The sequence below is a fragment of the Nocardiopsis sp. KDC1DS13DA1 genome (genome assembly GCF_055632325.1).
Genome location: NZ_JBVMUY010000009.1, coordinates 1 through 24,781, shown reverse-complemented (window position 1 = coordinate 24,781; position 24,781 = coordinate 1). Strand labels below are relative to the sequence as shown.

17 protein-coding genes and 2 CRISPR repeat arrays are annotated in these 24,781 nt (G+C 69.1%); of the genes, 12 read left to right on the top strand and 5 right to left on the bottom strand.

Annotation, left to right across the window (positions count from 1 at the left end; all coding sequences use genetic code 11):
• Positions 1-73 precede the first annotated feature (73 nt).
• The 3 genes from ACTVAJ_RS06500 (at position 74) to ACTVAJ_RS06490 (ending at position 2,808) form a co-directional block, all read left to right on the top strand.
• Positions 74-1,621, top strand: a complete 1,548-nt coding sequence (locus tag ACTVAJ_RS06500) for a tryptophan halogenase family protein (RefSeq protein WP_470387150.1) — start codon at positions 74-76, stop codon at positions 1,619-1,621.
• A 21-nt stretch (positions 1,622-1,642) separates the two neighbouring features.
• Positions 1,643-2,221, top strand: a complete 579-nt coding sequence (locus tag ACTVAJ_RS06495; RefSeq protein WP_470387149.1) for a flavin reductase family protein — start codon at positions 1,643-1,645, stop codon at positions 2,219-2,221.
• Between the two features lie 95 nt (positions 2,222-2,316).
• Positions 2,317-2,808: an aminoacyl-tRNA deacylase gene (locus ACTVAJ_RS06490; RefSeq protein WP_470387148.1), complete on the top strand. Its 492-nt coding sequence runs from the start codon at positions 2,317-2,319 to the stop codon at positions 2,806-2,808.
• A 6-nt stretch (positions 2,809-2,814) separates the two neighbouring features.
• On the opposite strand, the gene ACTVAJ_RS06485 is transcribed toward ACTVAJ_RS06490, so the two are convergent.
• Genes ACTVAJ_RS06485 through ACTVAJ_RS06465 form a run of 5 tightly spaced genes read right to left on the bottom strand, consistent with a single transcriptional unit; the run spans position 2,815 to position 8,657 of the window.
• Positions 2,815-3,993: an NAD(P)/FAD-dependent oxidoreductase gene (locus ACTVAJ_RS06485; RefSeq protein WP_470387147.1), complete on the bottom strand. Its 1,179-nt coding sequence runs from the start codon at positions 3,991-3,993 to the stop codon at positions 2,815-2,817.
• Between the two features lie 39 nt (positions 3,994-4,032).
• Positions 4,033-4,977 (bottom strand): hypothetical protein, encoded by a 945-nt coding sequence (locus ACTVAJ_RS06480; RefSeq protein WP_470387146.1) that lies wholly within the window; start codon positions 4,975-4,977, stop codon positions 4,033-4,035.
• Entirely contained in the window at positions 4,974-5,435 is a 462-nt protein-coding gene (locus tag ACTVAJ_RS06475; protein WP_470387145.1) for a VOC family protein, read from the bottom strand. Before ACTVAJ_RS06475 ends, ACTVAJ_RS06480 begins: the two co-directional genes overlap by 4 nt.
• Before the next feature lie 33 nt (positions 5,436-5,468).
• Complete coding sequence (locus tag ACTVAJ_RS06470; RefSeq protein ID WP_470387144.1) at positions 5,469-7,280, bottom strand: gamma-glutamyltransferase family protein; 1,812 nt, start codon at positions 7,278-7,280, stop codon at positions 5,469-5,471.
• A 9-nt stretch (positions 7,281-7,289) separates the two neighbouring features.
• Complete coding sequence (locus tag ACTVAJ_RS06465) at positions 7,290-8,657, bottom strand: TrpB-like pyridoxal phosphate-dependent enzyme (RefSeq protein ID WP_470387143.1); 1,368 nt, start codon at positions 8,655-8,657, stop codon at positions 7,290-7,292.
• A gap of 576 nt (positions 8,658-9,233) precedes the next feature.
• Between ACTVAJ_RS06465 and ACTVAJ_RS06460 the strand changes: the two genes are divergently transcribed.
• From ACTVAJ_RS06460 to cas2e, 9 genes are all read left to right on the top strand, one after another.
• Entirely contained in the window at positions 9,234-9,992 is a 759-nt protein-coding gene (locus ACTVAJ_RS06460) for a DUF2637 domain-containing protein (protein WP_470387142.1), read from the top strand.
• 325 nt (positions 9,993-10,317) lie between these two features.
• Positions 10,318-12,054: a CRISPR direct-repeat array (repeat unit 29 nt; unit sequence GTGAGCCCCGCGAACGCGGGGATGGACCG).
• Positions 12,055-12,196: 142 nt separating this feature from the next.
• Positions 12,197-15,049, top strand: coding sequence for a CRISPR-associated endonuclease Cas3'' (locus ACTVAJ_RS06455; protein WP_470387141.1), 2,853 nt, complete (start codon positions 12,197-12,199; stop codon positions 15,047-15,049).
• A gap of 502 nt (positions 15,050-15,551) precedes the next feature.
• On the top strand, positions 15,552-17,153 hold the full coding sequence (gene casA / locus ACTVAJ_RS06450; protein ID WP_470387140.1) for a type I-E CRISPR-associated protein Cse1/CasA: 1,602 nt from the start codon (positions 15,552-15,554) through the stop codon (positions 17,151-17,153).
• Entirely contained in the window at positions 17,150-17,887 is a 738-nt protein-coding gene (casB, locus tag ACTVAJ_RS06445; RefSeq protein WP_470387139.1) for a type I-E CRISPR-associated protein Cse2/CasB, read from the top strand. The genes casA and casB overlap by 4 nt, the downstream gene beginning before the upstream one ends.
• Before the next feature lie 5 nt (positions 17,888-17,892).
• Positions 17,893-19,038, top strand: coding sequence for a type I-E CRISPR-associated protein Cas7/Cse4/CasC (gene cas7e, locus ACTVAJ_RS06440; protein ID WP_470387284.1), 1,146 nt, complete (start codon positions 17,893-17,895; stop codon positions 19,036-19,038).
• Entirely contained in the window at positions 19,035-19,832 is a 798-nt protein-coding gene (gene cas5e, locus ACTVAJ_RS06435; protein WP_470387138.1) for a type I-E CRISPR-associated protein Cas5/CasD, read from the top strand. The genes cas7e and cas5e overlap by 4 nt, the downstream gene beginning before the upstream one ends.
• Positions 19,817-20,518 (top strand): type I-E CRISPR-associated protein Cas6/Cse3/CasE, encoded by a 702-nt coding sequence (cas6e, locus tag ACTVAJ_RS06430; protein ID WP_470387137.1) that lies wholly within the window; start codon positions 19,817-19,819, stop codon positions 20,516-20,518. The genes cas5e and cas6e overlap by 16 nt, the downstream gene beginning before the upstream one ends.
• Positions 20,515-21,537: a type I-E CRISPR-associated endonuclease Cas1e gene (cas1e, locus tag ACTVAJ_RS06425; RefSeq protein WP_470387136.1), complete on the top strand. Its 1,023-nt coding sequence runs from the start codon at positions 20,515-20,517 to the stop codon at positions 21,535-21,537. Before cas6e ends, cas1e begins: the two co-directional genes overlap by 4 nt.
• Positions 21,537-21,875, top strand: coding sequence for a type I-E CRISPR-associated endoribonuclease Cas2e (gene cas2e / locus ACTVAJ_RS06420; protein WP_470387135.1), 339 nt, complete (start codon positions 21,537-21,539; stop codon positions 21,873-21,875). Before cas1e ends, cas2e begins: the two co-directional genes overlap by 1 nt.
• A gap of 39 nt (positions 21,876-21,914) precedes the next feature.
• A CRISPR array of direct repeats spans positions 21,915-24,750; the repeat unit is 29 nt; unit sequence GTGAGCCCCGCAGACGCGGGGATGGACCG.
• Between the last annotated feature and the right edge of the window lie 31 nt (positions 24,751-24,781).

Here is a 24,781-nt window from a genome sequence, read left to right as displayed (position 1 = left end):
GTCCGTACGGGTGGAGAAGTCGGCCAGATCGGCCGAGGGCGGGGTGCACCGCGTTTCCCTAGGGTTGGGCACCATGACGAAAAACGTGGTGATTCTGGGCGGGGGAACGGCCGGCTGGATGACTGCCGCCTATCTGCGGGCGGCATTCGCGGACCGCATCACCGTCACCGTTGTGGAATCCCGGCGGGTCGGCACCGTCGGGGTGGGCGAGGCGACCTTCAGCACGGTCAGACACTTCTTCGACTACCTCGGCCTCAAGGAGTCCGAGTGGATGCCCGAGTGCAACGGCACCTACAAGCTGGCGGTCCGGCTGGAGGACTGGCGCGAACCGGGGCACCACTTCTACCACCCCTTCGAACGCATGCGCGTCATCGACGGGGTACCGCTCACCGACTGGTGGCAGCGCCTCACACCGTCGGACAGCTTCGACCGGGACTGCTTCCTGATCCCCTCGCTGTGCGACGCGAAGTCCTCACCACGCCACCTCGACGGCCGGCTCTTCGAGCAGGACTTCGCCGAGGACCCGGACCGGCCGCTCTTCCGCACGACCCTCGCCGAGCAGAACACCCAGTTCCCCTACGCCTACCACTTCGACGCGACGCTCCTCGCGGACTTCCTGGCGCGCTACGCCGTGAAGCGCGGCGTGCGGCACGTGGTCGACGACGTCGTCGACGTCGTGCAGGACGAACGGGGGTGGATCGAGCACCTCGTCACCCGCGAGTCCGGTCTGCTCGGGGGCGACCTGTTCGTGGACTGCTCGGGGTTCCGGAGCAGGCTCCTCGGGCAGGCGCTGGAGGAACCGTTCCTCTCCTACCAGGACACCCTCCCCAACGACCGGGCCGTCGCCCTGCGCGTCCCCGTCGACACGGCACGGGAGGGCATCAGGCCGTGCACGACGGCCACCGCGCGGGACGCCGGGTGGATCTGGACGATCCCCCTCTACGACCGGATCGGTACCGGTTACGTCTACGCGAGTGACTACTGCGAGCCGGACGAGGCCGAGCGCGTCCTCCGCGCCTTCGTGGGACCCGCCGCCGAGGGCCTGGAAGCCAACCACATCAGGATGCGCATCGGCCGCAGCAGCAGGAGCTGGGTCAGGAACTGCGTGGGCATCGGCCTCTCGGCCGGATTCGTCGAACCCCTCCAGTCCACCGGGATCTTCCTCATCCAGCACGCCATCGAACAGCTCGTCAGGTACTTCCCGGGCAACGACCGGGACCCCGTCCTGCGCGACGGCTACAACCGGAGCACCGCCAACGCCATCGAGGGCGTACGCGAGTTCCTCATCCTCCACTACCGAGGCGCCGGCCGCGCCGACAACGCCTACTGGCGGGACGCCAAGACCCGGCGCGTCCCGGACGCCATGGCCGCCCGCCTGGAGCAGTGGCGGGGCAGGCTGCCCGACATCGACAGCACCTACCCCCACTACCACGCGTTCGAGCCCTACTCCTACGTCTGCATGGCCCTCGGCCTCGGCGGTCTCAGCCTGAGTCACCCGCCGGCGCTGGACCTCTTCGACTCCGCACCCGCGCGCCGTGAACTGGCCCGGGTCCGGTCGCAGGCCCGCGCTCTGGTGGACACCCTGCCCAGCCAGGTGGAGTACCTCTCCCGCATGCACTGACGCACCGACCACGCCGCACACGTGAGCGGTACCGCCCGCACCGCCCGTACCGACCCGTCCGAGGGAGCCGCCGCCATGACGATGCCCGACACGGAGGCGGGGGAGGGGGACTTCCGCGCGCTCATGGCCGGGTTCCCCTCCGGGGTCGCGGTGGTCACCGCGATGGACCGGGGCGGCCGTCCCCGGGGAATGACCTGTTCCTCCCTGTGCAGTGTCTCCCTGAGGCCGCCGATGCTCCTCGTCTGCCTCCGGCGGGGCAGCCCCACGCTGGACGCGGTGGTACGCGGGAGGGCGTTCACCGTCAACCTGCTCCACCACGGAGCCCGGGGCGTGGCGGAGCTGTTCGCCTCCGGGGACCCCGAGCGGTTCTCGCGGACGCCCTGGTCCCTTCCACCGGGGGCCGGGGGCCCGCACCTGTGGGAGGCGGCGCACGCCGTCGGCGACTGCCGGGTCGAACGGGCGGAGCGGATCGGAGACCACACCGTGGTCGTCGGGGAGGTGGGACGGGTCCGCGTCACCCTCTCCGATCACGCCCCCCTGATCTACGGGCTGCGGCGGTTCGCGGCCTGGCCCGGTGACAGGAACCCCACCGCCCCCTGATCCGAAGCCCTGCGGCGCCGGGGCGTCTGTGCGATAGTGCTGGCGAGCATGCGGGTTCTTCCGTTGAGTCATCCGACGCCGACCAAGGAGTGCTTGTGCAGAATCCGGACGGCCCCCAGGCCCGCGGTGTGTTGTCCCCGGAGGAGGTCATCCAGGCCTCGGGGACGCCGTTCACCGCGATGGACCACGCCCCGATCGTGGGGCGGGACGACGCCGAGGAGAAACTGGGACTGCCCGCGGAGCAGTTGCTCAAGACCATGGTGTTCCGGACCGCCGACGGCGGTTTCGTCCTCGCCGCGCTCCCGGTCACCGGCCGGGTCAACTACGGCAGGCTGGCGAGGGCGGCCGGGGTCTCGCGTGCGAAGCTCAGCCAGGCCGCCCCCGAGGACCTCCGTCTGCTGGGTATGGAGCCCGGCGGGGCCAGCCCGGTCTGCGCGGTACCGGACGTCGTCACGGTCTTCGACGAGTCCGTACGCCGGATGGGCACCGTCTACTGCGGCAGCGGACGGGCCGACCGGACGATCAGGATCCGGGCCGACCAGCTGATCGAGCTGGTCGGCCCGAAGGTCGAGGCGCTCTCCGGCTGACGCCGGTCAGCCGAACCGTTCCGGAGCGAACGGTTCGGCCCCCGCAGGACGCAGTCCGTCCACGAGGTACTCCGCCAACAGCCGCGAGGTCCCCGGGGCCAGGGGCATGCCGTCGATCCCGTACCCGGACAGCAGCCACAGTCCCTCGGCCCCCGGAGCCGGACCGACGATCGGCAGCCCGTCCGGGGACATCGGCCGCACCCCCGACCACACCGCCCGGACCGGCTCCTTCGCCAGCGCGGGGACGTGCCGCGCGGCCGCGGCGGAGATCAGCGGGACCGCCCGCTCCCCGTCGTTGGGGTCGTCGAGCTGGAGCGCGGCCCCGTTGCTGGAGCCCAGTACGACCTCGCCGCTGGGCAGGGGCTGGAGGGAGAAGACCACCTGGGGCTCCGCCCCCTGCGGATCGGCCACCTCGTCCAGCGGCGGCGGCCCGGACCGCTTGAGGCCCGCCGCGCCGTGCCACGTGGACTGCATCATCGTGTGGCGGAAGGCCGCGCCCGCGACGGGCGCGGTGCGGACCAGCCAGCCCCGGGCTCCGAACACCGGAAGGTCTACCCCGGCCTGCAGTGCGAGGCTGCGGGACCACGGACCCGCCGCGAGCACCACCGCACCCGCCGTCACGGCCCCCTCGTCGGTGATCACCCCGGTGACGCGGTCGCCGGAGCGCAGCAGCCCCCGTACGAGCGCGTGTGTGCGGACGGTCGCTCCCGCGCGCCGGGCCCGACGGGCGAGCGCGACCGTCGCCAGCACGGGGTGGAGCGCGTGCGCCCCCCCGACCACGACGGCGCCCGCCAGGTCGGGGGCGAGGGCCGGTTCCAGTTCCAGGAGTTCGCGGGGGTCGACCTCATCCGCGGGGAACCCGGCCTCGGTCAGCGCCCGGCCGTGGCCGCGGGCCCGTTCCAGGCTGTCCTCGTCGCCCGCGACCAGCAGGTAGCCGTGCGGACGGAGGCGGAAGGACACGTCGCCCTCCTGCGTGACCCGCTCGTAGTACGCGACCGCCTCGGAGTAGAGGCCGCCGCAGGCGGGCAGCGGGCTGGGCAGCAGCCCTCCCTGGTTCCGGCCGGTCGCGGCCCCGGCCAGGGAGCCGCGTTCCAACAGCAGGACGTTCAGGCCGTGCTCGGTCAGGCGGGCCGCGCAGGCGCATCCGGCGATGCCGCCGCCGACCACGATCACGTCGTGTGCCATGACTTCCACTCATCTTCCTTGGGGGCTCGGGGCCGAGGGCTACGGACTGGTCGGCTCCGCCACGTGCCGCACGGCATCACGGGCGACGCCCACGACGAGGTGGGCCATCTCCTCCTCGGTCTCCTCGATCTCCACCGTGGTGAGCGCGGTCGGCTTCTCGTCGCGGCTGGACGCGGACGAGGGGTACAGGCCGTTGGAGACGAGGTCGTCCCGAACCGCGTGGACCCGGCGCAGCAACTGGACCAGGACCGCGGAGTGCGGCAACGGTACGCGGAGCGTGAGGAAGTAGGTGTCGAAGAGGATGGAGAGCATGTCCCGGTGCAGGGGCCGCCCGTGGCCGGCCGACGACTCGAACAGGGAGGGTTCGCCGGGGACGAGCTTGTCGGCGACGCCCTCGTGGACCGTGGCGTTGAGTGCGCACTCCCGCAGGACGGCATCGGCGGCTCCGTCCCAGGCTGCGGGGGCCTGCCCCCGTAACAGTGACCGGACCGGGCCGTAGTCGGAAGCCCAGGCGCCGCTGAAACCGGGGTGTTGCAGGGCCATGCTGGGGCGGATCACCCGGTGGTAGACCTCCCGGGTGCACGAGCCGGTGTACAGCAGCATGGCCGAGTAGGCACGGACCAGCCGTGCAGCCCGGTTCGGGGCGTCGGCCCGCGGTTCCGGCCCGGCCGACGTCCTGGGCAGGAGCCGTCCCAGTTCCTGCCACAGGATGAAGGTGATCTGGTGTCCGGTGATCCACCGGAACCAGAACAACTGGTCCGCCGTTTCGGGAGCCGGCGGACCGCCCGGAGGTTCCAGCGCCGACTCGATCAGCCGCTGTCGCCCGTCGGGCTCCGCCCAGGCCGCTCCGCCCGCCGCCTCCTCGGAACCGCGAGGGGGTGTGGGCGGGAGGGCCAGGGGCTCCAGCCCGTAGGCGTGTCCGCCGAAGTCCTTGGGGCCGGTCTCCCACGGGTACGCGGCGCTGTTGCCGTTCAGAGCGGTCACCTCCCCTCGGCCTCGGTCGGTACGTGGGCGAACTCGTACTCCAGCCCGTTGACGTCGTAGGCGTAGAAGCTGCTCACCCCGTCGGAGTCGATCACGATCCCCGTGGCGGGGCCGGGCCGGGCGAACGTGTACCGCCCGGACTCGTACAGGCGCTGCCAGTGGCCGCGCCAGCGCTCCAGCTCCTCGTACGTGGCGGTGGTCATGCAGACGTGCTGGAACTGGGGTGTGTCGGGCAGCGGACGAGCGTACACGGTGGACCGGGTGAACAGATGGAACCGCGTGTCCGCTGCCACGACCTCGGTCAGCCGGACGATGCCGGGCAGCCTGCTGCGGGTGAGTTCGGAGAAGGAGTCGAGCGTCCAGGTGGCGGTCCCGCCGAAGAACTCGGTGTACCAGGTGACGCAGTTGTCCAGGTCCGCGGTCTCGACGGCCAGGTGGTGCAGGTCGGCTTTCAGCATGCCCGTCTCTTCCGTTTCTTCACGGGTTTCCCTTCATCTGGCGACGGCGTACGCCTGTTCGCCGCGGGGGGAGGCGGCGGCCCGGACCATCCCGTCGGCCGCGTCGACTCCCACGGCGCAGACCTTGCCGAGCGACCAGTCCGGCGCGGACTCGATCTCGTGCCCCCGTTCACGCAGGTCGTTCCCGACCTCCTCGGGGCAGCGGCTCTCGATCCTGACCGTGCGTGGACGCTGCGTGCGGGGCACGAACGACGAGGGGACGTGCTCCGTGTGGAAGGCGAGCGTCTCCGTGGCGGCCTGGAGGCCGAGTCCGAAGTCGACGCGGGCCAGAAAGTGGCCGAGGGTCCACTGGTCCTGCTGGTCGCCGCCCGGCGTTCCGAACGCCATGTGGGCCCGGCCGTCTCGCAGGACCAGCGTCGGACTGAGGGTCGTGCGGGGCCGTTTCCCGGGCGCCAGCGTGTTCGGGTGGCCGTCGGACAGCCAGGCCATCTGGCCCCTCGTACCCAGGGGGAAACCGAGCCCCGGGACCACCGGGGAACTCTTGAGCCAGCCCCCGCTGGGGGTCGCCGCCACCACGTTTCCGTGGCGGTCCGCGACCGTGAGGCAGCAGGTGTCCCCGCGTGCCTCCGTCAGCCGCACGACGGAGGGCGTCACGGTCGGCAGGCCCTGGGACAGCTGGGCCCGCCAGCCCGGTCCGTCCGGGGGCGCCGAGACCCGTTCCACGGCGGGGATCCACGGCCGCCGTCCCCCGGGAGAACCGGGACGCAGGACGTCGGACGCCTCCGTGCCGACGAGTTGGCGGCGCTCGGCGGCGTAGCGGTCGTCCAGCAGGTCGTCCAGCGGCACGTCGGAGAATTCGGGGTCGCCGTACCACGCTTCCCGGTCGGCGTAGGCCAGCTTCGCGCACTCGGTGACGGTGTGCAGGTAGTCGGCGCTGTTCAGTCCCATCCCGGCCAGGTCGAAGCCGTCGAGGAGCGCCAGCTGCTGGAGGAAGACCGGCCCCTGGGACCAGGGGCCGCACTTGTGCACCTCCAGGCCGTGGTAGTCCAGGCTCGCGGTCGTCTCCGTCCGGGGCGTCCACTCCGCCAGGTCGTGGCCGTCCAGCAGGCCGCGGTGCCTGCGGCCCGTGGCGTCCAGGACCTCGGCCGAGCCCAGGTACCCGTCGATGGCCTCGGCCACGAAGCCGCGGTAGAACGCGTGGTGGGCGGCCTCGACCTGGCGCTCCCGGTCGGACCCCGCAGCCTCGGCCTCCTTGAGGACGCGCCGGTAGGTCTCCGCGAGAACCGGGTTGCGCATCCGTGCCCCGGGCCTGGGGGCGGAGCCGTCCACCAGGTAGGTGCGCCCGGACTCCGCCCACTCGTCCGCGAACAGCGGGGCCAGCGCGGCGATCGTCTCGGCGGCCTTGGGCAGTAGGGGGTATCCGTCCGCGGCGTACCCGATCGCGTACTCCAGGACCTGGTCGAGGCGCAGCGTGCCGTACTCGGCGAACAACCGCATCCAGGCACCGAACGCCCCGGGAACGGTGGCCGGGAGGACCCCCGACCCGGGGACCCGTGCCAGGCCGAGGGCGCGGAACACCTCGGGCGTGGCCGATCGCGGCATCGGCCCCTGGCCGCACACGGACCGCACCCGCCCGGTCGCTGACGCGAAGGCGAGGATCGACACGTCGCCGCCCGGGCCGTTCAGGTGCGGCTCGACCACCTGGAGGACGAACCCGGTGGCCACGGCGGCGTCGAAGGCGTTGCCGCCGCGTTCCAGGACCGCCATACCCGCCGCCGAGGCGAGCCAGTGCGTCGAGGCGACCGCGCCGAAGGTACCGCGCAGTTCGGGGCGTGTCTGAACCATGTCCGCCCCTCAGACCGCGGTCGACGGCTCGGGCAGGTCGCCGAGGCTGAGCGCGATCTGCTCGTCGGAGACGGACGGGTTCTCCAGGTTGCCCGCCAGGAAGGAGTCGAAGGCGGCCAGGTCGAAGTTGCCGTGCCCGGAGATGTTGAACAGGATGACCCGCTCCTCCCCGGCCTCGCGGGCCGCCAGCGCCTCCACGATCGCCGCCTTGAGGCCGTGGGACGACTCCGGTGCGATGACGAAGCCCTCACTGCGGGCGAACCGCACCGCCGACTCGAAGACCTCGGTCTGCGGGTAGGCCCGGGCCTCCAGGAGCCCGTGCTCCTTGAGCAGGCAGAGGCTGGGCGCGTCGCCGTGGTAGCGCAGCCCGCCCGCGTGGATGGAGCCGGGAATGAAGCCGTGGCCGAGGGTGTGCATGTACAGGACGGGGCCCAGGCCCGCGGTGTCCGGGTAGTCGTACGCCAGCTTGCCGCGGGTGAGGGTGGGGCAGGCCTCCGGCTCGGCCGCGATGAAGCGGGTACGGGGGGACGCACCGGTCAGCCGGTCCCGCATGAACGGGTAGGCCAGCCCCGCGTAGTTGGAACCGCCTCCGACGCAGCCGATGACGGCGTCGGGGTACTCGCCCATGACCTCCATCTGCTTCTTCGCCTCCAGACCGATCACCGTCTGGTGCAACAGGACGTTGTTCATGATCGAGCCCAGGGCGAATTTGGTGTCGTCCCTGCTGAGCGCGTCTTCGACCGCCTCGCTGATGGCGATGCCGATGCTGCCCGGGGAGTCGGGGGATTCGGCCAGGATGTCCCGACCGGCCCGGGTCCGCGGAGTCGGGGAGGAGTGGACCCGCGCGCCCCATGTCCGCATCAGCGACTTGCGGTAGGGCTTCTGCTCGAAGGAGGCCCGCACCATGTAGACGTCGACGTCGAGGCCGAAGAGCGCACCGGCGAAGGAGAGGGCGGAACCCCACTGGCCCGCGCCGGTCTCCGTGGTCAGCCGCCGGACCCCCTCCTCCGCGGCGTAGTAGGCCTGGGCCACGGCGGTGTTCGGCTTGTGGGAGCCGGGGGGCGACCCTCCCTCGAACTTGAAGTAGATGTGCGCGGGGGTGTCCAGGGCGCGCTCCAGCCGCTCCGCCCGGCACAGCGGGGAAGGACGCCAGATCTTGTAGGCGTCCCGGACCGGTTCGGGGATCTCCACCCAGCGTTCCCGGGAGAACTCGTCGTCGATGACCCTCGACGGCAGCAGCGGGGCCAGGTCCTCGGGCCGCAGGGGCTCCATCGTCTCGGGGTTCAGGGACCCCGGGAGCGGGGCGGGGAGGTCCGGAAGGATGTTGTACCAGCGGTCGGGGAGATCGGACTCGGACAGCAGGACTCGCTTCAGCATCCGGTGTTACCTTCCATCGAGGGCTGGGGCCGGAGACACCCGAGCATCGTATGGAGGGGTGGACCCTTCTGGCTTCGGCCGTTCTGTCTGGTTGGCACTGTGCGGACTGCTCTGAAGGACCTAGGTCGAAAGTGCCGTCGAAGCGGGGCCGTCGGTTTTCCCGGCCGTCCTCCGGCTCCGGGCGGCCGGTGCGCGTCATGGTCCGGGAGGGGCGGAGGCTCCGGTCTCCTCGCTCCGCGGTCGGAGGCCGAGGAGCGGGACCCCGGACACAACGAGAACGGGCTCCCGAAGGAGCCCGTTTCGAGGGTGATGCTGGTGGGCGATACAGGATTCGAACCTGTGACCTCTACCGTGTCAAGGTAGTTCGAGGGTCACGGCGACCTGCGCCGACAGGCACCCGTGCAGTTCAGAGGGTTCCGTTGAGGGATCTTCACGGTGGTTGGGAGCCGTTGGGAGAGGTTCGCGTCTCCCAGAAATCTCCCAGCCTGGGGTGGGAGACGCCCGTCTCCCACCCCACCCGGAAGGGCGGCTCCCGCCCCGTGGAGATCCCTCGGTCACCAGGAAAGGGTGATCGGGATGGAGTCCTCCCGTTGGTCACGATGGGTCACCATCGCGGCTGTGCTGCTGCTCTCGGGTATCGCTGCGGTGGTGTCCTACTCGCACATGTACGAACTCGCCTTGCGCCACGGCGAACCCGAGTGGCGCGCGGCCCTGTTCCCGCTCTCGGTGGACGGGATGATCGTCGGCGCGTCCATGACCTTGTTGAGCGACGCGCGCCACGGCCGACGAGGCGGTCTGCTGCCGTGGACGCTCCTGGTCCTCGGGTCCAGCGCTTCCCTCGCCGCCAACGTCGCGGTCGCCGACCCCACGATGTGGTCGCGGATTATCCACGCCTGGCCGTCGTTCGCGCTGATCGGTGCCTACGAGCTGCTCATGCGCGAGTTCCGCACGGCTGCCCGGAGCGTACCCGGTGCGTCCGCAGCCGATGAGCAGATCCACCCCGACACGGGGGCCGAGGAGCACGTGAGCTCGGACAGGGAGAACGAAGGCCGGTTGCAGGGACACCTCCATGTCGTTCCCGAGCCGGACGCCCGTACCGGGAGTGAGCCCTCGGACGCTGCGGAGGAGCGACAGACCGTCGCTCCCTCCGGCATCCAGGTGGAGGCGTGGAGGTGGGCTCTGGAGAACCGGAGGGCGGATGGTTCGTTGCCGACGGAGGAGCAGATCGCGGTGCGCTTCGGCCGTAAGGAACGCTGGGGGCGGTTGATCAAGCAGCGGGGGCAGCAGGGCTGGTTCGAGCCGTCGGCTTCGGTGGCCCGTGCCGTGTCAAGGTAGTCACGGTCTGGGGCGACCTGTGCTGTTGGGTATCCGTGCGGTTCGGAGGGTTTGGTTGAGGGATCTTCGCGGCGGGTGGGAGAGGTGCGCGTCTCCCAGAGATCCCTCGGCCCGCCTGGCATGGTGGCTCTCTCTCCGTGGAGATCCCTCGAGCATCATGAAAGGGTGATGGGGATGGAGTCCTTCGATGGCCACGATAGGTCAACGTCGTCGCACATGTTCGAGTTTCGCGCTGTGCAATGGCGAACCCGAGTGGTGCGCGGTCCTTTACCGCTATCTGATGTTGCGGGAAGATAACGCTTGGCGTTGTTGCAGGTCATTTGCGGTGAGCCCCGCGAACGCGGGGATGGACCGTAACTGTCTGCGGACTGGTTGATCACCCCGTCGTGAGCCCCGCGAACGCGGGGATGGACCGGCGCCCGCGTTGCAGATGCGCCGGTCGAACCGGTGAGCCCCGCGAACGCGGGGATGGACCGGAGACGAACGTGGACGACATCGAGCTGTGGGAGTGAGCCCCGCGAACGCGGGGATGGACCGGCGGGCGGGACCGCGTACATGGTCACGTTGACGTGAGCCCCGCGAACGCGGGGATGGACCGGAGGGTGGGCCTTCGGGGTGTCCGAGGTGTGCGTGAGCCCCGCGAACGCGGGGATGGACCGGCGGTCTGGGGTGCGGCTACTGGTCATGTCCCGTGAGCCCCGCGAACGCGGGGATGGACCGGCGTCCGACAGGCCCGCGGCTACGCCGGATCCGTGAGCCCCGCGAACGCGGGGATGGACCGTTGGAGGTGACCGCGAGCAGCATCAGGTCGCCGTGAGCCCCGCGAACGCGGGGATGGACCGGCCGCAGGCGGACTAACCCACATCCTCTCCGCGTGAGCCCCGCGAACGCGGGGATGGACCGAAGCGGCTGACCACGATCACCGACACCGTGCTGTGAGCCCCGCGAACGCGGGGATGGACCGGACGAGAAGGCCGACGGCGGCGAGGGCGACGAGTGAGCCCCGCGAACGCGGGGATGGACCGGGTGACGGGGCGGTCTCCCGGTGAACCCATCCGTGAGCCCCGCGAACGCGGGGATGGACCGTCGCGGATCCTGCCGATCTCCACCAGCCAGTTGTGAGCCCCGCGAACGCGGGGATGGACCGTCGCCGGGCGCGTCGAAGGTCACCGCCCCAGAGTGAGCCCCGCGAACGCGGGGATGGACCGGATCACGTGGTGTCCACGATGCGGGAGATCGCGTGAGCCCCGCGAACGCGGGGATGGACCGAGGCGCTGCATGTGCTGCTCCTTGGGGGTGTGGTGAGCCCCGCGAACGCGGGGATGGACCGATCGTCAGGCGCGTGAGGCGGCCGTCCATCACGTGAGCCCCGCGAACGCGGGGATGGACCGCGGCTCTTGGTGCGCTCGGTCACATACAGGGCGTGAGCCCCGCGAACGCGGGGATGGACCGGAGCATGTGCCCGCCGGCCCCGCCCCGCTGCCGTGAGCCCCGCGAACGCGGGGATGGACCGACCCCGCGAGCTTCTACGTCTCGCCGCGGGTGGTGAGCCCCGCGAACGCGGGGATGGACCGGTCCGCGCCATCGGCCAGCACAACAGCCTGCCGTGAGCCCCGCGAACGCGGGGATGGACCGGCCCCAGCGGAGCTGACCCGCTGAGGCCCGGAGTGAGCCCCGCGAACGCGGGGATGGACCGGCGGAGCACGCCCCCGACGTTACGGACGGAGTGTGAGCCCCGCGAACGCGGGGATGGACCGGTGTTCGGCGTAAGCCTGCCCGAACGCCCGGCGTGAGCCCCGCGAACGCGGGGATGGACCGGCAGGCGGACCCGTCCGCCGCGCCTTGAGGATGTGAGCCCCGCGAACGCGGGGATGGACCGAAGGTCACCCAGCCCCCGGCGGCGCCATGCCAGTGAGCCCCGCGAACGCGGGGATGGACCGGGCCGCAGGGCGGGCCTGATCGCCCTCCTGGTGTGAGCCCCGCGAACGCGGGGATGGACCGGGTGCGCCTACGCCGCCGTCAAGAGCGCACCCGTGAGCCCCGCGAACGCGGGGATGGGTCGACTCACGACCCCTGCGGATACTCGTGAACGTGTGAATCCTGGGGACGTATACGGAGCACGCCTGACCGTCTCGGCGACAGGTTTTGTCAGACCTGCCGTCTACTGTTGCCCAGCGCTACGGGTCTGATGCGAAGGGGAACTTATGGCGTATCCGTTCGGCCCTTCGACGGCGCCTGAACACCTGGTTGACCTACGCCTGTGGGCCAAGGAACGCGACCTCGGAGGCTATCGCCACCCGCTCGTGTGTCACGCTATGGATGCGGCCGCGATGGCGCTCGCACTGTGGGAGGAGTATCTGGCCCCCGGTCCGCGCGCCACGATCTCCAGCGAGTTAGGCGTCGATGCCGAACAGGCAGGTCGCCTCATCGCTTACTGGGCTGGCCTGCACGACATCGGGAAAGCCACTCCGCAGTTCCAGCACCAGATCCCCATCGATCTCCCCTCCTACCCGACTCAGCGGGACCTCGCCGAACGCGTAGGCCACGCCACCGCCACTGCCCGCTGGCTGGAAACAGCGCTTCCACAGGTCGGCTACCCCCCGACTGATGAGCCGGGCGCAAGTACTATGCTCGTCGCGCAACTCCTCGGCGGACACCACGGCCTGTTCCCGGAGTTCTTCGACTCCCAAGGCAACAACCCTCTCCGCGATGCCGGTTTCGACGAGGACCGGTGGAACGATCAACGCTGGCAGATCCTGCACACCCTCACAGAGCTTCTCGGCAAACCTCAGGCTCCGGAGACTCTCCCAGAGCCGATCGCCGGTGTTGTCTGCGGGCTGGTCATCCTCGCCGACTGGCTCGTCAGCCAGAAGCGACACGTCCTCGCCCAGAAACCCCACAAGCCCAAGGTGGGGGACAGGGCGAGCCTGCGGTCCTACTTCGAGCGTCAGAGGTCCGTTACCCCGAAGCTGCTGGATGGCTCCGGTCTGCGACCGCTGACCACCACACCCGCGACCTTCCCGGAGTCGTTCCCCGAGATCACCACGCCCAACGGCTTGCAGACCTCCGTCGCCGAGCACCTACCCCAGGTGTGCACCGGCGCGGGACTGCTGCTCATCACCGCGCCGACGGGGATGGGAAAGACGGAAGCGGCATTCCACGCGGCGGACATCATGGGCTACGAGGCGGGGTGCCCGGGACGCTACATCGCGCTGCCCACGATGGCGACGGCGGACCAGATGTACGACAGGCTTCGCGGATACGCCGAACACAGAGCGGACGTCCCACGTCCCCTGACTCTGCTGCACTCCATGGCCTGGCTCAACGAGGAGTACCACCCAGGGGTGCTTGAAGCCGCGCCTTCAACCGTTCTGACCTCAGGCCCGGATGGTCAGGGGTTCAAGGTCACCGACTGGCTGTTCGGCCGCAAACGAGGCCTTCTGGCGTCCTGGTCCGTGGGAACCATCGACCAGATCCTCATGGCTGTGCTCAGGCTCAAGCACAACGTGGTCCGGCTTCTCGGCCTCATCGGGAAGGTCGTCGTCGTTGACGAGGCGCATGCGGTCGACCCTTACATGCAGGAGGGGCTTGAGCGGCTTCTCAGGTGGTTGGGGAAGCTGAACGTCCCTGTGATCCTCCTGTCGGCGACCCTGCACCGGGCGGTCGCGGACGCCTATGTCACCGCTTACCTCGAGGGCGCGGGCAAACGTCGCCGCACCAGGCTCGGCCGCAGACGGAGGAAGTCCGCGGCCCCCGCGCCCGCCGTGGACAGCATCGACTATCCAGGATGGATCTACGCGGACACCGGCACGGGCACCATCACACGAAACCCCGAACCGATCATTGGCGAGGAACGCGATCCCCTCCACCTCGACCTGGTCCCCGTCCCGCAGGAGGGGAGCGGTCGGGAACGCAGAGTGGACCGTGCTGGTGCTCTGAAGGACGAGCTCGCTGGCCTGTTCTCCTCCGGGCAAGGGTGTGCGGCGGTCATCTGCACCACGGTCGCCGAGGCCCAGGAGACGTATGACCTGCTCGACGGCGTATTGCACGAACGGTTCCCCGACCCGGCGGAGCGCCCGGAGCTGCTCTTGCTGCACGCGAGGTTCCCAGGATGGCGACGGGACGAGATCACGGAGAAGGTGGTCCGATTCTTCGGCAAGAAGGATGTGGAAAAGAACCGTCCGAAATCAGCGATTCTCGTTTCGACGCAGATCATTGAGCAGAGCCTCGATCTCGACTTTGATTCGATCATCACCGATCTCGCGCCGATCTCGCTTCTGCTGCAACGAGCTGGGCGGTGCTGGCGGCATGAGCGTCTGGGTGTGATCACCCGTCCGGCTTGGGCGCAGCGTCCGCGCGTGGCCGTTCTCGCCCCGGAACAGCCGACCAAGTCGAAGATGCCTGAAGTATGGACGTTCGTCTACGCCGCCTCTCTGCTGGTGCGGACGCAGAACCTCCTGCTTGAACGGGAAGGTAGGCCCGTCGAGGTTCCTGGAGACGTTCAGAAGCTCGTGGAGCGGGTGTACGAGGACCCCGGTCTCATCGATGACATGAAGCACGACATCGACCGCCTCGGCAAGGACATGGGCATGCGGACCCTGGCGAAGGACATGTTCGTGTCACCAGATGGTCTGAGCGGAGGTCTGTACGAGCTCACGGCAGGGTCGTTCGGTGTGGACGAGGAAGCGGCGTCCACCCGGTTCGACGCCGACTCGGTTCGCGTCCTCTGCTGCTTCAAGGACGCGAGGGGCGAAACCTGGCTGGACCGAGAGTGCACGGTCCGACTCCCTGAGCGTGGGGCAGGGCCGGAGGGGGTGTTCACCGAGGCCGACCTGGCGCAGGTGATCCGCAGGACCATCCCCGTGAGAGGCGGGCAATGGGTGCCGCCGCAGAAAGCGCGTGAAGGGGCCTTGCCGCAGGTGTGGCGGAGGGACTTCAGACTCCGTGAGTTGATCATGATCCCGCAGTACGTGAAAGCCGACGGAGCTGTCGAAGAGGGTGAGGTCGGCGATCGATCCTGGACTCTGCATAAAGAAAAAGGACTTATGTGGAGATAGGTTAAATTTGTCTGATTTGTGGCCTCCTGGGAATGCGCGGAAATCCCCGAGGGCTGGTACAGTTTCGCGCGACGTAGGTAAGTCATTTTGGCAACCGGCATCAGCCAGCTTTGGGGGGTTGTGCGCGAACGAGCTCAGTCACTCCGAGGGAGACAAGCTGTGAGGCTCTCTCCGTGCCGTCCTGATCGTTGCCCCAATGTCGGTACTCGGCCAGGGGTGTGGTTCGACGGCCTGATCTCGGGCTGAGCCTGCTTGACGGCGACGAGGCCGGCGGTCCTGTCGGGGTTGCCGACTTCCCCACTTCCGTGGGGGCTGTGAGTAGACCCGGCTCAACCTGCGTCAGCCAGCGGTCCATCCCCGCGTCTGCGGGGCTCTGAGGGCTGAATCCAGGCGGACTCGTTCAACGCGAGCAAGGCGTGGATGAAGCCATTGAGAGGACAACATAGCAGGTCACGGCTGTTGCCTTGACAGTCGGGTTCGTAGGAACGGAGAACGAGAGGCCATGACGGCTTCCTATCGGCTCGACGAAGAGCCTTGGCTGCCTGTGCGGTGGCTGGACAGCGGTCCAGACGATGGCGGTGAACACCGATCCGAACGCGTGGGGTTGCGTGAACTCTTCCTGTCATCCCACAGCATCGCGGACGTGGAGCTCCCGTTGCCTCCGGCCTCGGCGGGCCTGTGGCGCATTCTCGCCCTGATCACCGCACGCGTCACTGAACTTGATGAGGCCGACAATAAGACGGAGTGGGGTCAGCGGAGGCTGGAGGCGCTCCGAGCGGGGAGATTCGATGCCGACGAGGTCGCGTCCTACTTCGACGACTACGCGGAACGCTTCGACCTTTTCGGAGCCAGCGGGCGGCCCTGGCTCCAAGACCCCCGCCTTGCTGAACAGTGCAAGTCCACCTCCGGTATCAACAAACTGTGCTGGGGCCGCAGCGCGGGCAACAACCAGGTGTGGCTGGGAGGCCACGCCACCGATCTCGCCCCCGAACCCATCACGCCGGACATCGCGGTCCAGCATCTGATCGCCACGGTCTACTACGGGCCTTCGGGACGCTGCACCGCGCGAGTCGTCGACGAAGTCAACAAGGCCGACACGTCGGCGGGGCCGTTACGGTCATCGCTGTCGTTCCACCCTCTCGGGGAGAACCTCTTCACCAGCCTGGTCATGAACATCCCCTACCCCGAGGACGGCGAGCACGACAAGGCGCCGTGGGAGAGGGACGAGCTCGACGACCCGACCGGCCTCCCCGCCGAGGCCACGGGCCTGGCCGGGATCCTGACTAACCAGTACCGTCACGCGGTTCTCCTCCACCCCTCCGACGACGGTCGGAGCGTCACCGACGCCACCATCACCTGGGGGTTCCGCATCACCAAGGAGTTCCGTGAGGCGTGGTCAGCGCCGACCGACCCCTTCCAGATCTATCTGACCTCCAAAGAAGGCAAGCGCTACGGGAAACCGGCGGACGCCGCGCGCGCCGTGTGGCGTGATCTGGACGCCCTCCTGCGGGACGACGAAAGTTCGGGTCGGAGGCGTCCCGTGCTGTTCAACACCTGGAATTCGTATGAAGGTGTCTCCAAGGAACTGCAGCGCACGCTGAGGGTTCGGGCCTTCGGCTTCGACCAGGACGGCCAGACCCGCGACCGGCAGTGGTTCGCCGCCGTGACCCCCGCCGTTCTGCAGTGGCTCAAGAACAGCGCCTCCGACTCCGAAGAGGCGGACCTCGCTCGGCGCAGGATCCGACTGTCCGTCTCCTCCGCCGAAGGGGCTGGGCGGCGGCTGGAGAGCGCGCTCAAAGCCGCCTGGAAGGAGAGCAACAGCCCGAGCGGCGGGGACTCCCGCAAGGCGGATACGGGAACCGGTCCCTGGCTGCGTCCGGGGATGTCCCTGTACTGGTCGGAGGCAGGGCGGATGTTCTGGCGGATCGCGTTCGATGGTGCGGTCGAATCACCCGGCAACGACTTCGTTCTCGCGGCCGCCCGAGCCTTCGAGCAGGTCACGGACTCCTACGCCTCCAGGCCGAGGACAGCGAGCGTCATCGAACACCATCGCGGCCGACTCTTCAGACAATGGACCCAACAGCGGGAAGACGCCGAATCATGAGTACACGAGAGCGTGGGGAGATCAGCTTCCTCGCCGATCGGATGGTGACTCATCTGCAGGAGCGGATCGTCACCTCCCCCGGTGACCGATCGGTGCTACGGAGGATGGTGGGTCACCCACCCACCCATCCCACCGCCCGGCCGGCGCACGGCGTGGTCTACAGCTGCCTTCGAGGCCCACACGGCGAACCGCTCGACCTTCCCGACGGTCTGGCGGAGGAATGGGCCTTCTACGGGGTGGCCGCGCTCATGGCCGCGCAGCCGCGCACAGCGAGGGACGAACACGCGGCGGCCGACTCGGAAGAGTCCGAAGGGCAGGGCGAACCGAGTGCCGACGGCGCCACGAACGAGGACTCTGGCCCCGACGACGGTCGGACGCCGCAGGAGAAGAACGGCCGACTCAACCTCGGGGCCTCGCTTGCTCGGGGGGTCAGGACAGGCGATCTCAAGGTCGACACGACAGAGAGCAGGCTCCACCGGCTCTGCCGCCTGGACCTCGCTGGCATCCACAAGCGCCTGCCAGCACTGGTCCGCCAAGCCCGGACCCGCCAGGTCTCTGTCGACTGGGTGGTGCTGATCGAGGATCTGGCGCGATGGGGCGGTGAGCGGGACATGGTCGCCAAGGAATGGCTGCAGTCCTACCACCGCACACGCAACCGGGATCTCCACGAGGAAGAGAAGCAGAAGCGACAAGAAGGCGGCGACACCGCCTCCGGCAACGACGAGGAGCAGTGACCACCATGAAGGCCGCCTACATCGACGTACACGCCCTTCAGACCCTGCCGTACTCAAACACGAACCGAGATGACCTGGGATCTCCCAAAACGGTGGTTTTCGGGGGGTATGAGCGCACGCGGATCTCCAGTCAGAGTTGGAAGCGCGTCATCCGCCACGAGGTGGAGAAGCGGCTGGGCGACCCCGCGGTGCGGACCAGGCGCCTGGTCGGAGCTGTCGCCGAAGAACTGCGCAGGCGTGGATGGGACGACGGCCCCGCGGAGGAGGCCGGGCGTCAGATCATCGTGTCGGCCGGGATGAAGCTCGAGTCGAAGAAGAAGGGACAGGAGGACAAGGCGCAGGACACGTCCGTGCTCTTCTACCTCCCCCAGGCCGCGATCAGCGAACTCGCCGACGTGGCGTCCGGGTACGCGGAGGCCATCGGAGAGGAGATGGCCAAGAAGAAGCCCTCGAAACAGGGCGTCCTTCCCACCGACGAGGTCACTCAGATCCTCAAGTCGCGCAGCGGTACCATCAACCTCTTCGGGCGCATGCTCGCCGAACTGCCGGGCGGGCAGGTCGACGGGGCCATCCAGTTCGCGCACGCGTTCACCGTGCACGGCACAGCCGTGGAGACGGACTTCTTCACCGCGGTCGATGATATCCCCCGGGAAGACGACCACGGCAGCGGCCACATGAACGTCGGTGAGTTCAGCTCGGGCACGTTCTACCGCTACGCCAACATCAACCTGGCGCAGCTGCTCGACAACCTGGGCGGCGACGAGGAGACCGCACGAGAACTGGTCGCCCAGTTCCTCAGGGCGTTCATCGCCACCGTACCCACCGGCAAGCAGAACGCCACGGGCGCCCAGACGGTGCCCGAGCTGGTCCACGTCAGCGTGCGCGCCGACAGGCCTGTGTCCTACGCCGCGGCCTTCGAAGAGCCGATCCAGTCCGCTGCGGGCTTCGCCGCGCGAGCGCAGACGAGGATGGACAGCTACGCCGAACAGCTCAACCGGGTCTGGTGGGACGGCACCTCCACTGCCTTCCACACAGGCATCAACCTGGACAAGGAGCTGCCCAACCTCGGGAGCCGAGTCGAGTCGTACCCCGGTCTCATCAGCTCCGTTCTGGAGAACACCGGTGGCACGGCCGGGGACGCGAACACGTGAGCGGCCTGCTGTTCCGGCTCACCGGCCCGATGCAGAGCTGGGGGGAACACAGCAGTTTCAGTGACCGCGACACCATCGACCACCCCACGCGGTCGGCTCTGATCGGGATGTTCGCGGCGGCTGAAGGACGTGATCGTTCCCAGCCACTTGAGCGCTACGAGCCGTTGACGTTCACCATCCGCATCGACCGGCCCGGCGTGAGAATGGTCGACTTCCACACCATCGGAGGCGCTGTGCCAGCTCGGCGGAGCGTTCCGACCGCTGAGGGCAAACGGCGCCCCGAAGGCCAGGGAACGATCGTCACACGCCGCTCCTACCTGTCTGACGCGGTGTTCACCGTCGCTGTCGAAGGCCCTCCACGGCTCACCGAGGAGGTGGCCATGGCTCTGGAGTCGCCGTGTTGGGCACCGTACCTCGGCAGGCGGGGCTATGTTCCCGATGAGCCGCTGCTGCTCCGCGCCCAGGCGGAGGACCCGGTACGGAAACTGCGAGAGGAAGTGCCTCTCGCTCCGCGCACGGGCGGGCGGATCGAGTGGGGTGAGGACCGCAGACCCGTCAGCGTGCGGATCCCGTTCGTGGAGGAAACGGCCTCAGCGGAGCAGGGAAGCGACCGGAGTGTGGCGGTTCTCAACGACGTGCCGGTCAGTTTCTCCGGGCAGGCGCGTGTCTACCGCTTCCGATCAGTGAGCACGGGCCTCGAACGGCTTCCCGGAGCGCTACTCACCCGAGGCCCAGACGAGTACCGCAGGCGCATCCTCAAGTACGTGGGGGAAGGGCGATGCCAGTCCAACTGACCAAGATCGAACTCGATGATCGCGTGAGGGACGTCCGACGCGCCACCGCGGGTGACCAACACCGGATCCTGATGAAGTTGGTCGAGGAGAGCCTGGGTGGGAACAAGATCGACTCCCCGAGACAGAAGGCCGGATTGCTCTTTCGGGTCGAGGAGACCAGGGCAGGCCGTCACATGCTCGTGCAGAGCCGTTGTGAGCTGAGCGAGGAACACCTGCCGTCGGGATTCGACATCGCGGGGGTCAAGGACCTGTCACCACTGCTCGACCGGTTGAGCAAGGGGGACGTCGTCAGGTACCGCATCGTGGGCAGCCCCATGAAGCGACTGGGAAAGAGCGACCGGCCCCGCGAGCTGAGGAAGCGGAACGGCGAACAGCTGAGTTCGGACGCGCACGAACTTCCGCTGGTCGGCGCGGCGGCTGACGCCTGGTGGGAGAAGAAGGCCGATCAGAGTGGTCTGGAGCTGATCAGCGCGACCGCGACGCGTCTCAACGAGCGAATCGACTACAGGGGCAAGCGTGCGGTCCGGATGCCGGCGGTCCGTTTCGATGGACTGGCCCGAGTCAGTGATGCCGAACCGCTCAGAGAAGCGGTGGTGAATGGTGTGGGGCGGGGCAAGGTCTTCGGCTGCGGCATGCTGAGCCTCGCCTACGTGCGAGTCGGCAGTGTGGGGGCAGAGGCGTCATGACCACGTGGAGAGGCAACGCGAAGAAGGAGCTGCTGCGTCCGACCCTGGCGATGTTGCCGAGAGTCTCGGACGGGTTGTCGTTCTTGTACGCCGACGTCGTGCGAATCGTCCAGACCGACTCGGGAGTGTGCGCGGAGACGGAGACCGACTCCGGCGTGGTGCATAGGGTCCCCATCCCGACGGCGGCGCTGGCGTGCCTCCTACTGGGGCCTGGAACGTCCATCACGTCGTCGGCCATGGCGACCCTCTTCCGACACGGCACGACGGTTGTTAGTACGGGCTCCGGAGGCATCCTCCACTACGGCGGCTGGACGTCACCCGACCGGACGGCCAAGTGGATGGATCTCCAGGCCCGGGCCTACGCCGACGATGAGCAGCGCCTGGACGTGGCGTACGCCATGTTCGAGCTCCGTTTCGGCGAGGAGGTGGCTGAGGGAACCTCGATCGAGACCCTCCGTGCCCTGGAGGGCAGGCGCATGCGCAACCTGTACCAGGGCCTGGCCAGCAAGTACCGGCTCAAGCCGTTCAAGCGGAACTACAACCCAGAGTCCTGGGGTGACCAGGACCCGGTGAACAAGGCCCTCTCCTCCGCGAACGCCGCCCTGTACGGCGTGGTGCACTCGGTGGTGATGCACCTGGGGTGTCATCCGGGGCTCGGGTTCGTGCACAGCGGTAAGCAGAACTCGTTCGTCTACGACATCGCTGACCTGTACAAAGCCGAGACGACGATCCCCTTGGCGTTCTCTCTGCATGATGCGGAGAACCCCGAATCGGCTGCCAGGAGGAGACTGCGCAGTGAGCTGAAGCTGTACCGGATGATTCCCCGGATCGTCCGTGACATCCAACTGCTGCTCGATCCTGATGCGGCCGGAGTCGAGGCGGAGGCCCCGAAACGCTGGCGCGTCGTCGACCTGTGGGACCCACAGCGTGGGGCGGTAGCTGGTGGAGTCAACTACGGAGACCAGGCAGGGAGCCCCCTGGAGTCTCCGTTCGACGATCTGGGAGAGGAACTCGGCTGATGGCGGGAATGGTCGTGATCTCGACGACGGCGGTTCCGCCACATGTCCGTGGCGCGCTGACCCGCTGGATGGTCGAGCCACAGGCAGGGCTGTATATCGGCACGATGGCGGCTCGAGTCAGGGACCGGCTCTGGGAGCTGGTGAGCGAGTCCGTTGAGGAGGGGTCTGCTGTTTGCGCGCACCCAACCGACAATGAGCAAAGGTTCATCGTGAAGACGGCCGGGGAGAGCCGCAGGGAGGTCGTCGACTTCGATGGGCTCCAGCTCATCCGGTTCATCGGAGTCACAGACGAGGAGGACGACGCGTCGACGGCGGGTCCGCCCTCTGAAGCAATATAACGCGAAGATAACGCTCTGTGTTGTTGCAGGTCATTTGCGGTGAGCCCCGCAGACGCGGGGATGGACCGCCGTGCGGAGTGAGGAGCGTGAAGGCATGACTGTGAGCCCCGCAGACGCGGGGATGGACCGGCAGAACCCATCATGCAGCACCCCAACGAGGAGTGAGCCCCGCAGACGCGGGGATGGACCGTCCAGGGGAACATCGGGGGCTCCGGCTCCCACGTGAGCCCCGCAGACGCGGGGATGGACCTCCAGGATCGTCCGCCGGAAAACGTGGTGCAGCGTGAGCCCCGCAGACGCGGGGATGGACCGTCCCGTGCCAACGGGCAGAAGTCCCAGCAGATGTGAGCCCCGCAGACGCGGGGATGGACCGTAGGCGGTGTCCTTCATGACCGCCAGTGGCGCGTGAGCCCCGCAGACGCGGGGATGGACCGTTGATCCACGCGCGCGCCGCGTCATGCTCACCGTGAGCCCCGCAGACGCGGGGATGGACCTGATCTTTTGGGAGGCCGGTCCATAAACTGAGCGTGAGCCCCGCAGACGCGGGGATGGACCGGACAAGAAAACCCCGGTCGCTGACGTGGTGGCGTGAGCCCCGCAGACGCGGGGATGGACCGACGATGAAGCGGTGCTGTGGCACGTCCGTGGGGTGAGCCCCGCAGACGCGGGGATGGACCGGACCTGGTCAACCGCGCCGAGACCATCAACCGGTGAGCCCCGCAGACGCGGGGATGGACCGGACAAGGGCATCGGCTACCTGGTCGGCGTCCAGTGAGCCCCGCAGACGCGGGGATGGACCGCGCGGCCCCGCCCTGGGCATCATGCTGCTGCTGTGAGCCCCGCAGACGCGGGGATGGACCTGGTGGCGGCCGTGCGCACCCGGGGGTGGACCTGTGAGCCCCGCAGACGCGGGGATGGACCGCGGGAGGAGTGGCTCCCGGCGAAGCTCTCCCAGTGAGCCCCGCAGACGCGGGGATGGACCGCCGCCACTGGTGCGTCGGCATGAGGTGGACAGGTGAGCCCCGCAGACGCGGGGATGGACCGCCGCCACTGGTGCGTCGGCATGAGGTGGACAGGTGAGCCCCGCAGACGCGGGGATGGACCGCCTCAGTGACCTTCGAGCCGATCGAGACCGACGTGAGCCCCGCAGACGCGGGGATGGACCGCCTCCGCCGACGAGCGGTTCGCCGAAGCCGGAGTGAGCCCCGCAGACGCGGGGATGGACCGGATCTCGGCGTCCTGTGGGCCCTCGGTGGTCCGTGAGCCCCGCAGACGCGGGGATGGACCGTCACATATACGCGGCTCGTGACAAGGGTCTAGGTGAGCCCCGCAGACGCGGGGATGGACCGCTCATCGGCTTTGACGTGGTGTTCTTCGTCGGGTGAGCCCCGCAGACGCGGGGATGGACCGCGGTCGGCCGGGAGGGCGGGAGCCCGCTGGAGGTGAGCCCCGCAGACGCGGGGATGGACCGTCGTCACGGCCACCATCGAGCTGACGCCCGGTGTGAGCCCCGCAGACGCGGGGATGGACCGCGGTCGGCCGGGAGGGCGGGAGCCCGCTGGAGGTGAGCCCCGCAGACGCGGGGATGGACCGTCGTCACGGCCACCATCGAGCTGACGCCCGGTGTGAGCCCCGCAGACGCGGGGATGGACCGGCCCACCCCGAGCGGGGTGGGCCTTCCGCGCGGTGAGCCCCGCAGACGCGGGGATGGACCGAGCGGTGCGCCCGGACCATCGCCACCTACGCCGTGAGCCCCGCAGACGCGGGGATGGACCGGACTGCGGTCTGACGTTCCTGCACGTGCTGATGTGAGCCCCGCAGACGCGGGGATGGACCGGTCCGGGCCGAGCGGCGAGTGGAGCGCCTGCGGTGAGCCCCGCAGACGCGGGGATGGACCGGGGTTGATCGACGTCTCCATGTCCGCGATCACGTGAGCCCCGCAGACGCGGGGATGGACCGGGGGTCGTGGCCGCACGCTCCGGCGACCTGGAGTGAGCCCCGCAGACGCGGGGATGGACCGTCAGCCAGGCGGGAGTATGTTCCGCCTGGGCCGTGAGCCCCGCAGACGCGGGGATGGACCGGTGGCGCGGGAGTCATGGCCCGGCCGCCGGGTGTGAGCCCCGCAGACGCGGGGATGGACCATCGCGGACGCGGCGGCGTCACGGACCTTCCTGGTGAGCCCCGCAGACGCGGGGATGGACCGGATCAGGCCGCTCATGTCGCGCCGTCCTCGGTGTGAGCCCCGCAGACGCGGGGATGGACCGGCGCACCGGATGCGCGAGTGGGACCACTGCCCGTGAGCCCCGCAGACGCGGGGATGGACCGTGGCGCCCGGAGTGCCCAGGCCCGTCCGGGTGGTGAGCCCCGCAGACGCGGGGATGGACCGACGGGGAGTGCCCCGGGCTCCCACACCAGGATGTGAGCCCCGCAGACGCGGGGATGGACCGCCCCCGGAACTCCCGCCCGAGCGCCATGTGCGGTGAGCCCCGCAGACGCGGGGATGGACCACGACCTCGCCACCCCACCGGAGACCGCCGTGAGTGAGCCCCGCAGACGCGGGGATGGACCTCCAGGGGGTGGTGGCGCACTGGCAGCAACTCGGTGAGCCCCGCAGACGCGGGGATGGACCGCCAAAGCACGGCGCTCCCTGGCCACCGCTCAGGTGAGCCCCGCAGACGCGGGGATGGACCGAGGGATGACCCGCGCCTGCTCCCCGCGCACGCGTGAGCCCCGCAGACGCGGGGATGGACCGCCGCCCTCACCGCCGCACGACCCCAACCGGAGGTGAGCCCCGCAGACGCGGGGATGGACCGGAGTTGTCCGAGGCGGACGCCTCAGCGACGGAGTGAGCCCCCGCAGACGCGGGGATGGACCGGAGTTGTCCGAGGCGGACGCCTCAGCGACGG

Excerpts from the sequence above, each read along its gene's own strand:
- ACTVAJ_RS06500 (WP_470387150.1), top strand. The coding sequence starts at position 74 with ATGACGAAAAACGTGGTGATTCTGGGCGGGGGAACGGCCGGCTGGATG.
- ACTVAJ_RS06485 (WP_470387147.1), bottom strand. The coding sequence starts at position 3,993 with ATGGCACACGACGTGATCGTGGTCGGCGGCGGCATCGCCGGATGCGCC.
- ACTVAJ_RS06475 (WP_470387145.1), bottom strand. The coding sequence starts at position 5,435 with ATGCTGAAAGCCGACCTGCACCACCTGGCCGTCGAGACCGCGGACCTG.
- ACTVAJ_RS06470 (WP_470387144.1), bottom strand. The coding sequence starts at position 7,280 with ATGGTTCAGACACGCCCCGAACTGCGCGGTACCTTCGGCGCGGTCGCC.
- ACTVAJ_RS06465 (WP_470387143.1), bottom strand. The coding sequence starts at position 8,657 with ATGCTGAAGCGAGTCCTGCTGTCCGAGTCCGATCTCCCCGACCGCTGG.
- ACTVAJ_RS06460 (WP_470387142.1), top strand. The coding sequence starts at position 9,234 with ATGGAGTCCTCCCGTTGGTCACGATGGGTCACCATCGCGGCTGTGCTG.
- ACTVAJ_RS06455 (WP_470387141.1), top strand. The coding sequence starts at position 12,197 with ATGGCGTATCCGTTCGGCCCTTCGACGGCGCCTGAACACCTGGTTGAC.
- casA (WP_470387140.1), top strand. The coding sequence starts at position 15,552 with ATGACGGCTTCCTATCGGCTCGACGAAGAGCCTTGGCTGCCTGTGCGG.
- casB (WP_470387139.1), top strand. The coding sequence starts at position 17,150 with ATGAGTACACGAGAGCGTGGGGAGATCAGCTTCCTCGCCGATCGGATG.
- cas7e (WP_470387284.1), top strand. The coding sequence starts at position 17,893 with ATGAAGGCCGCCTACATCGACGTACACGCCCTTCAGACCCTGCCGTAC.
- cas6e (WP_470387137.1), top strand. The coding sequence starts at position 19,817 with ATGCCAGTCCAACTGACCAAGATCGAACTCGATGATCGCGTGAGGGAC.
- cas1e (WP_470387136.1), top strand. The coding sequence starts at position 20,515 with ATGACCACGTGGAGAGGCAACGCGAAGAAGGAGCTGCTGCGTCCGACC.
- cas2e (WP_470387135.1), top strand. The coding sequence starts at position 21,537 with ATGGCGGGAATGGTCGTGATCTCGACGACGGCGGTTCCGCCACATGTC.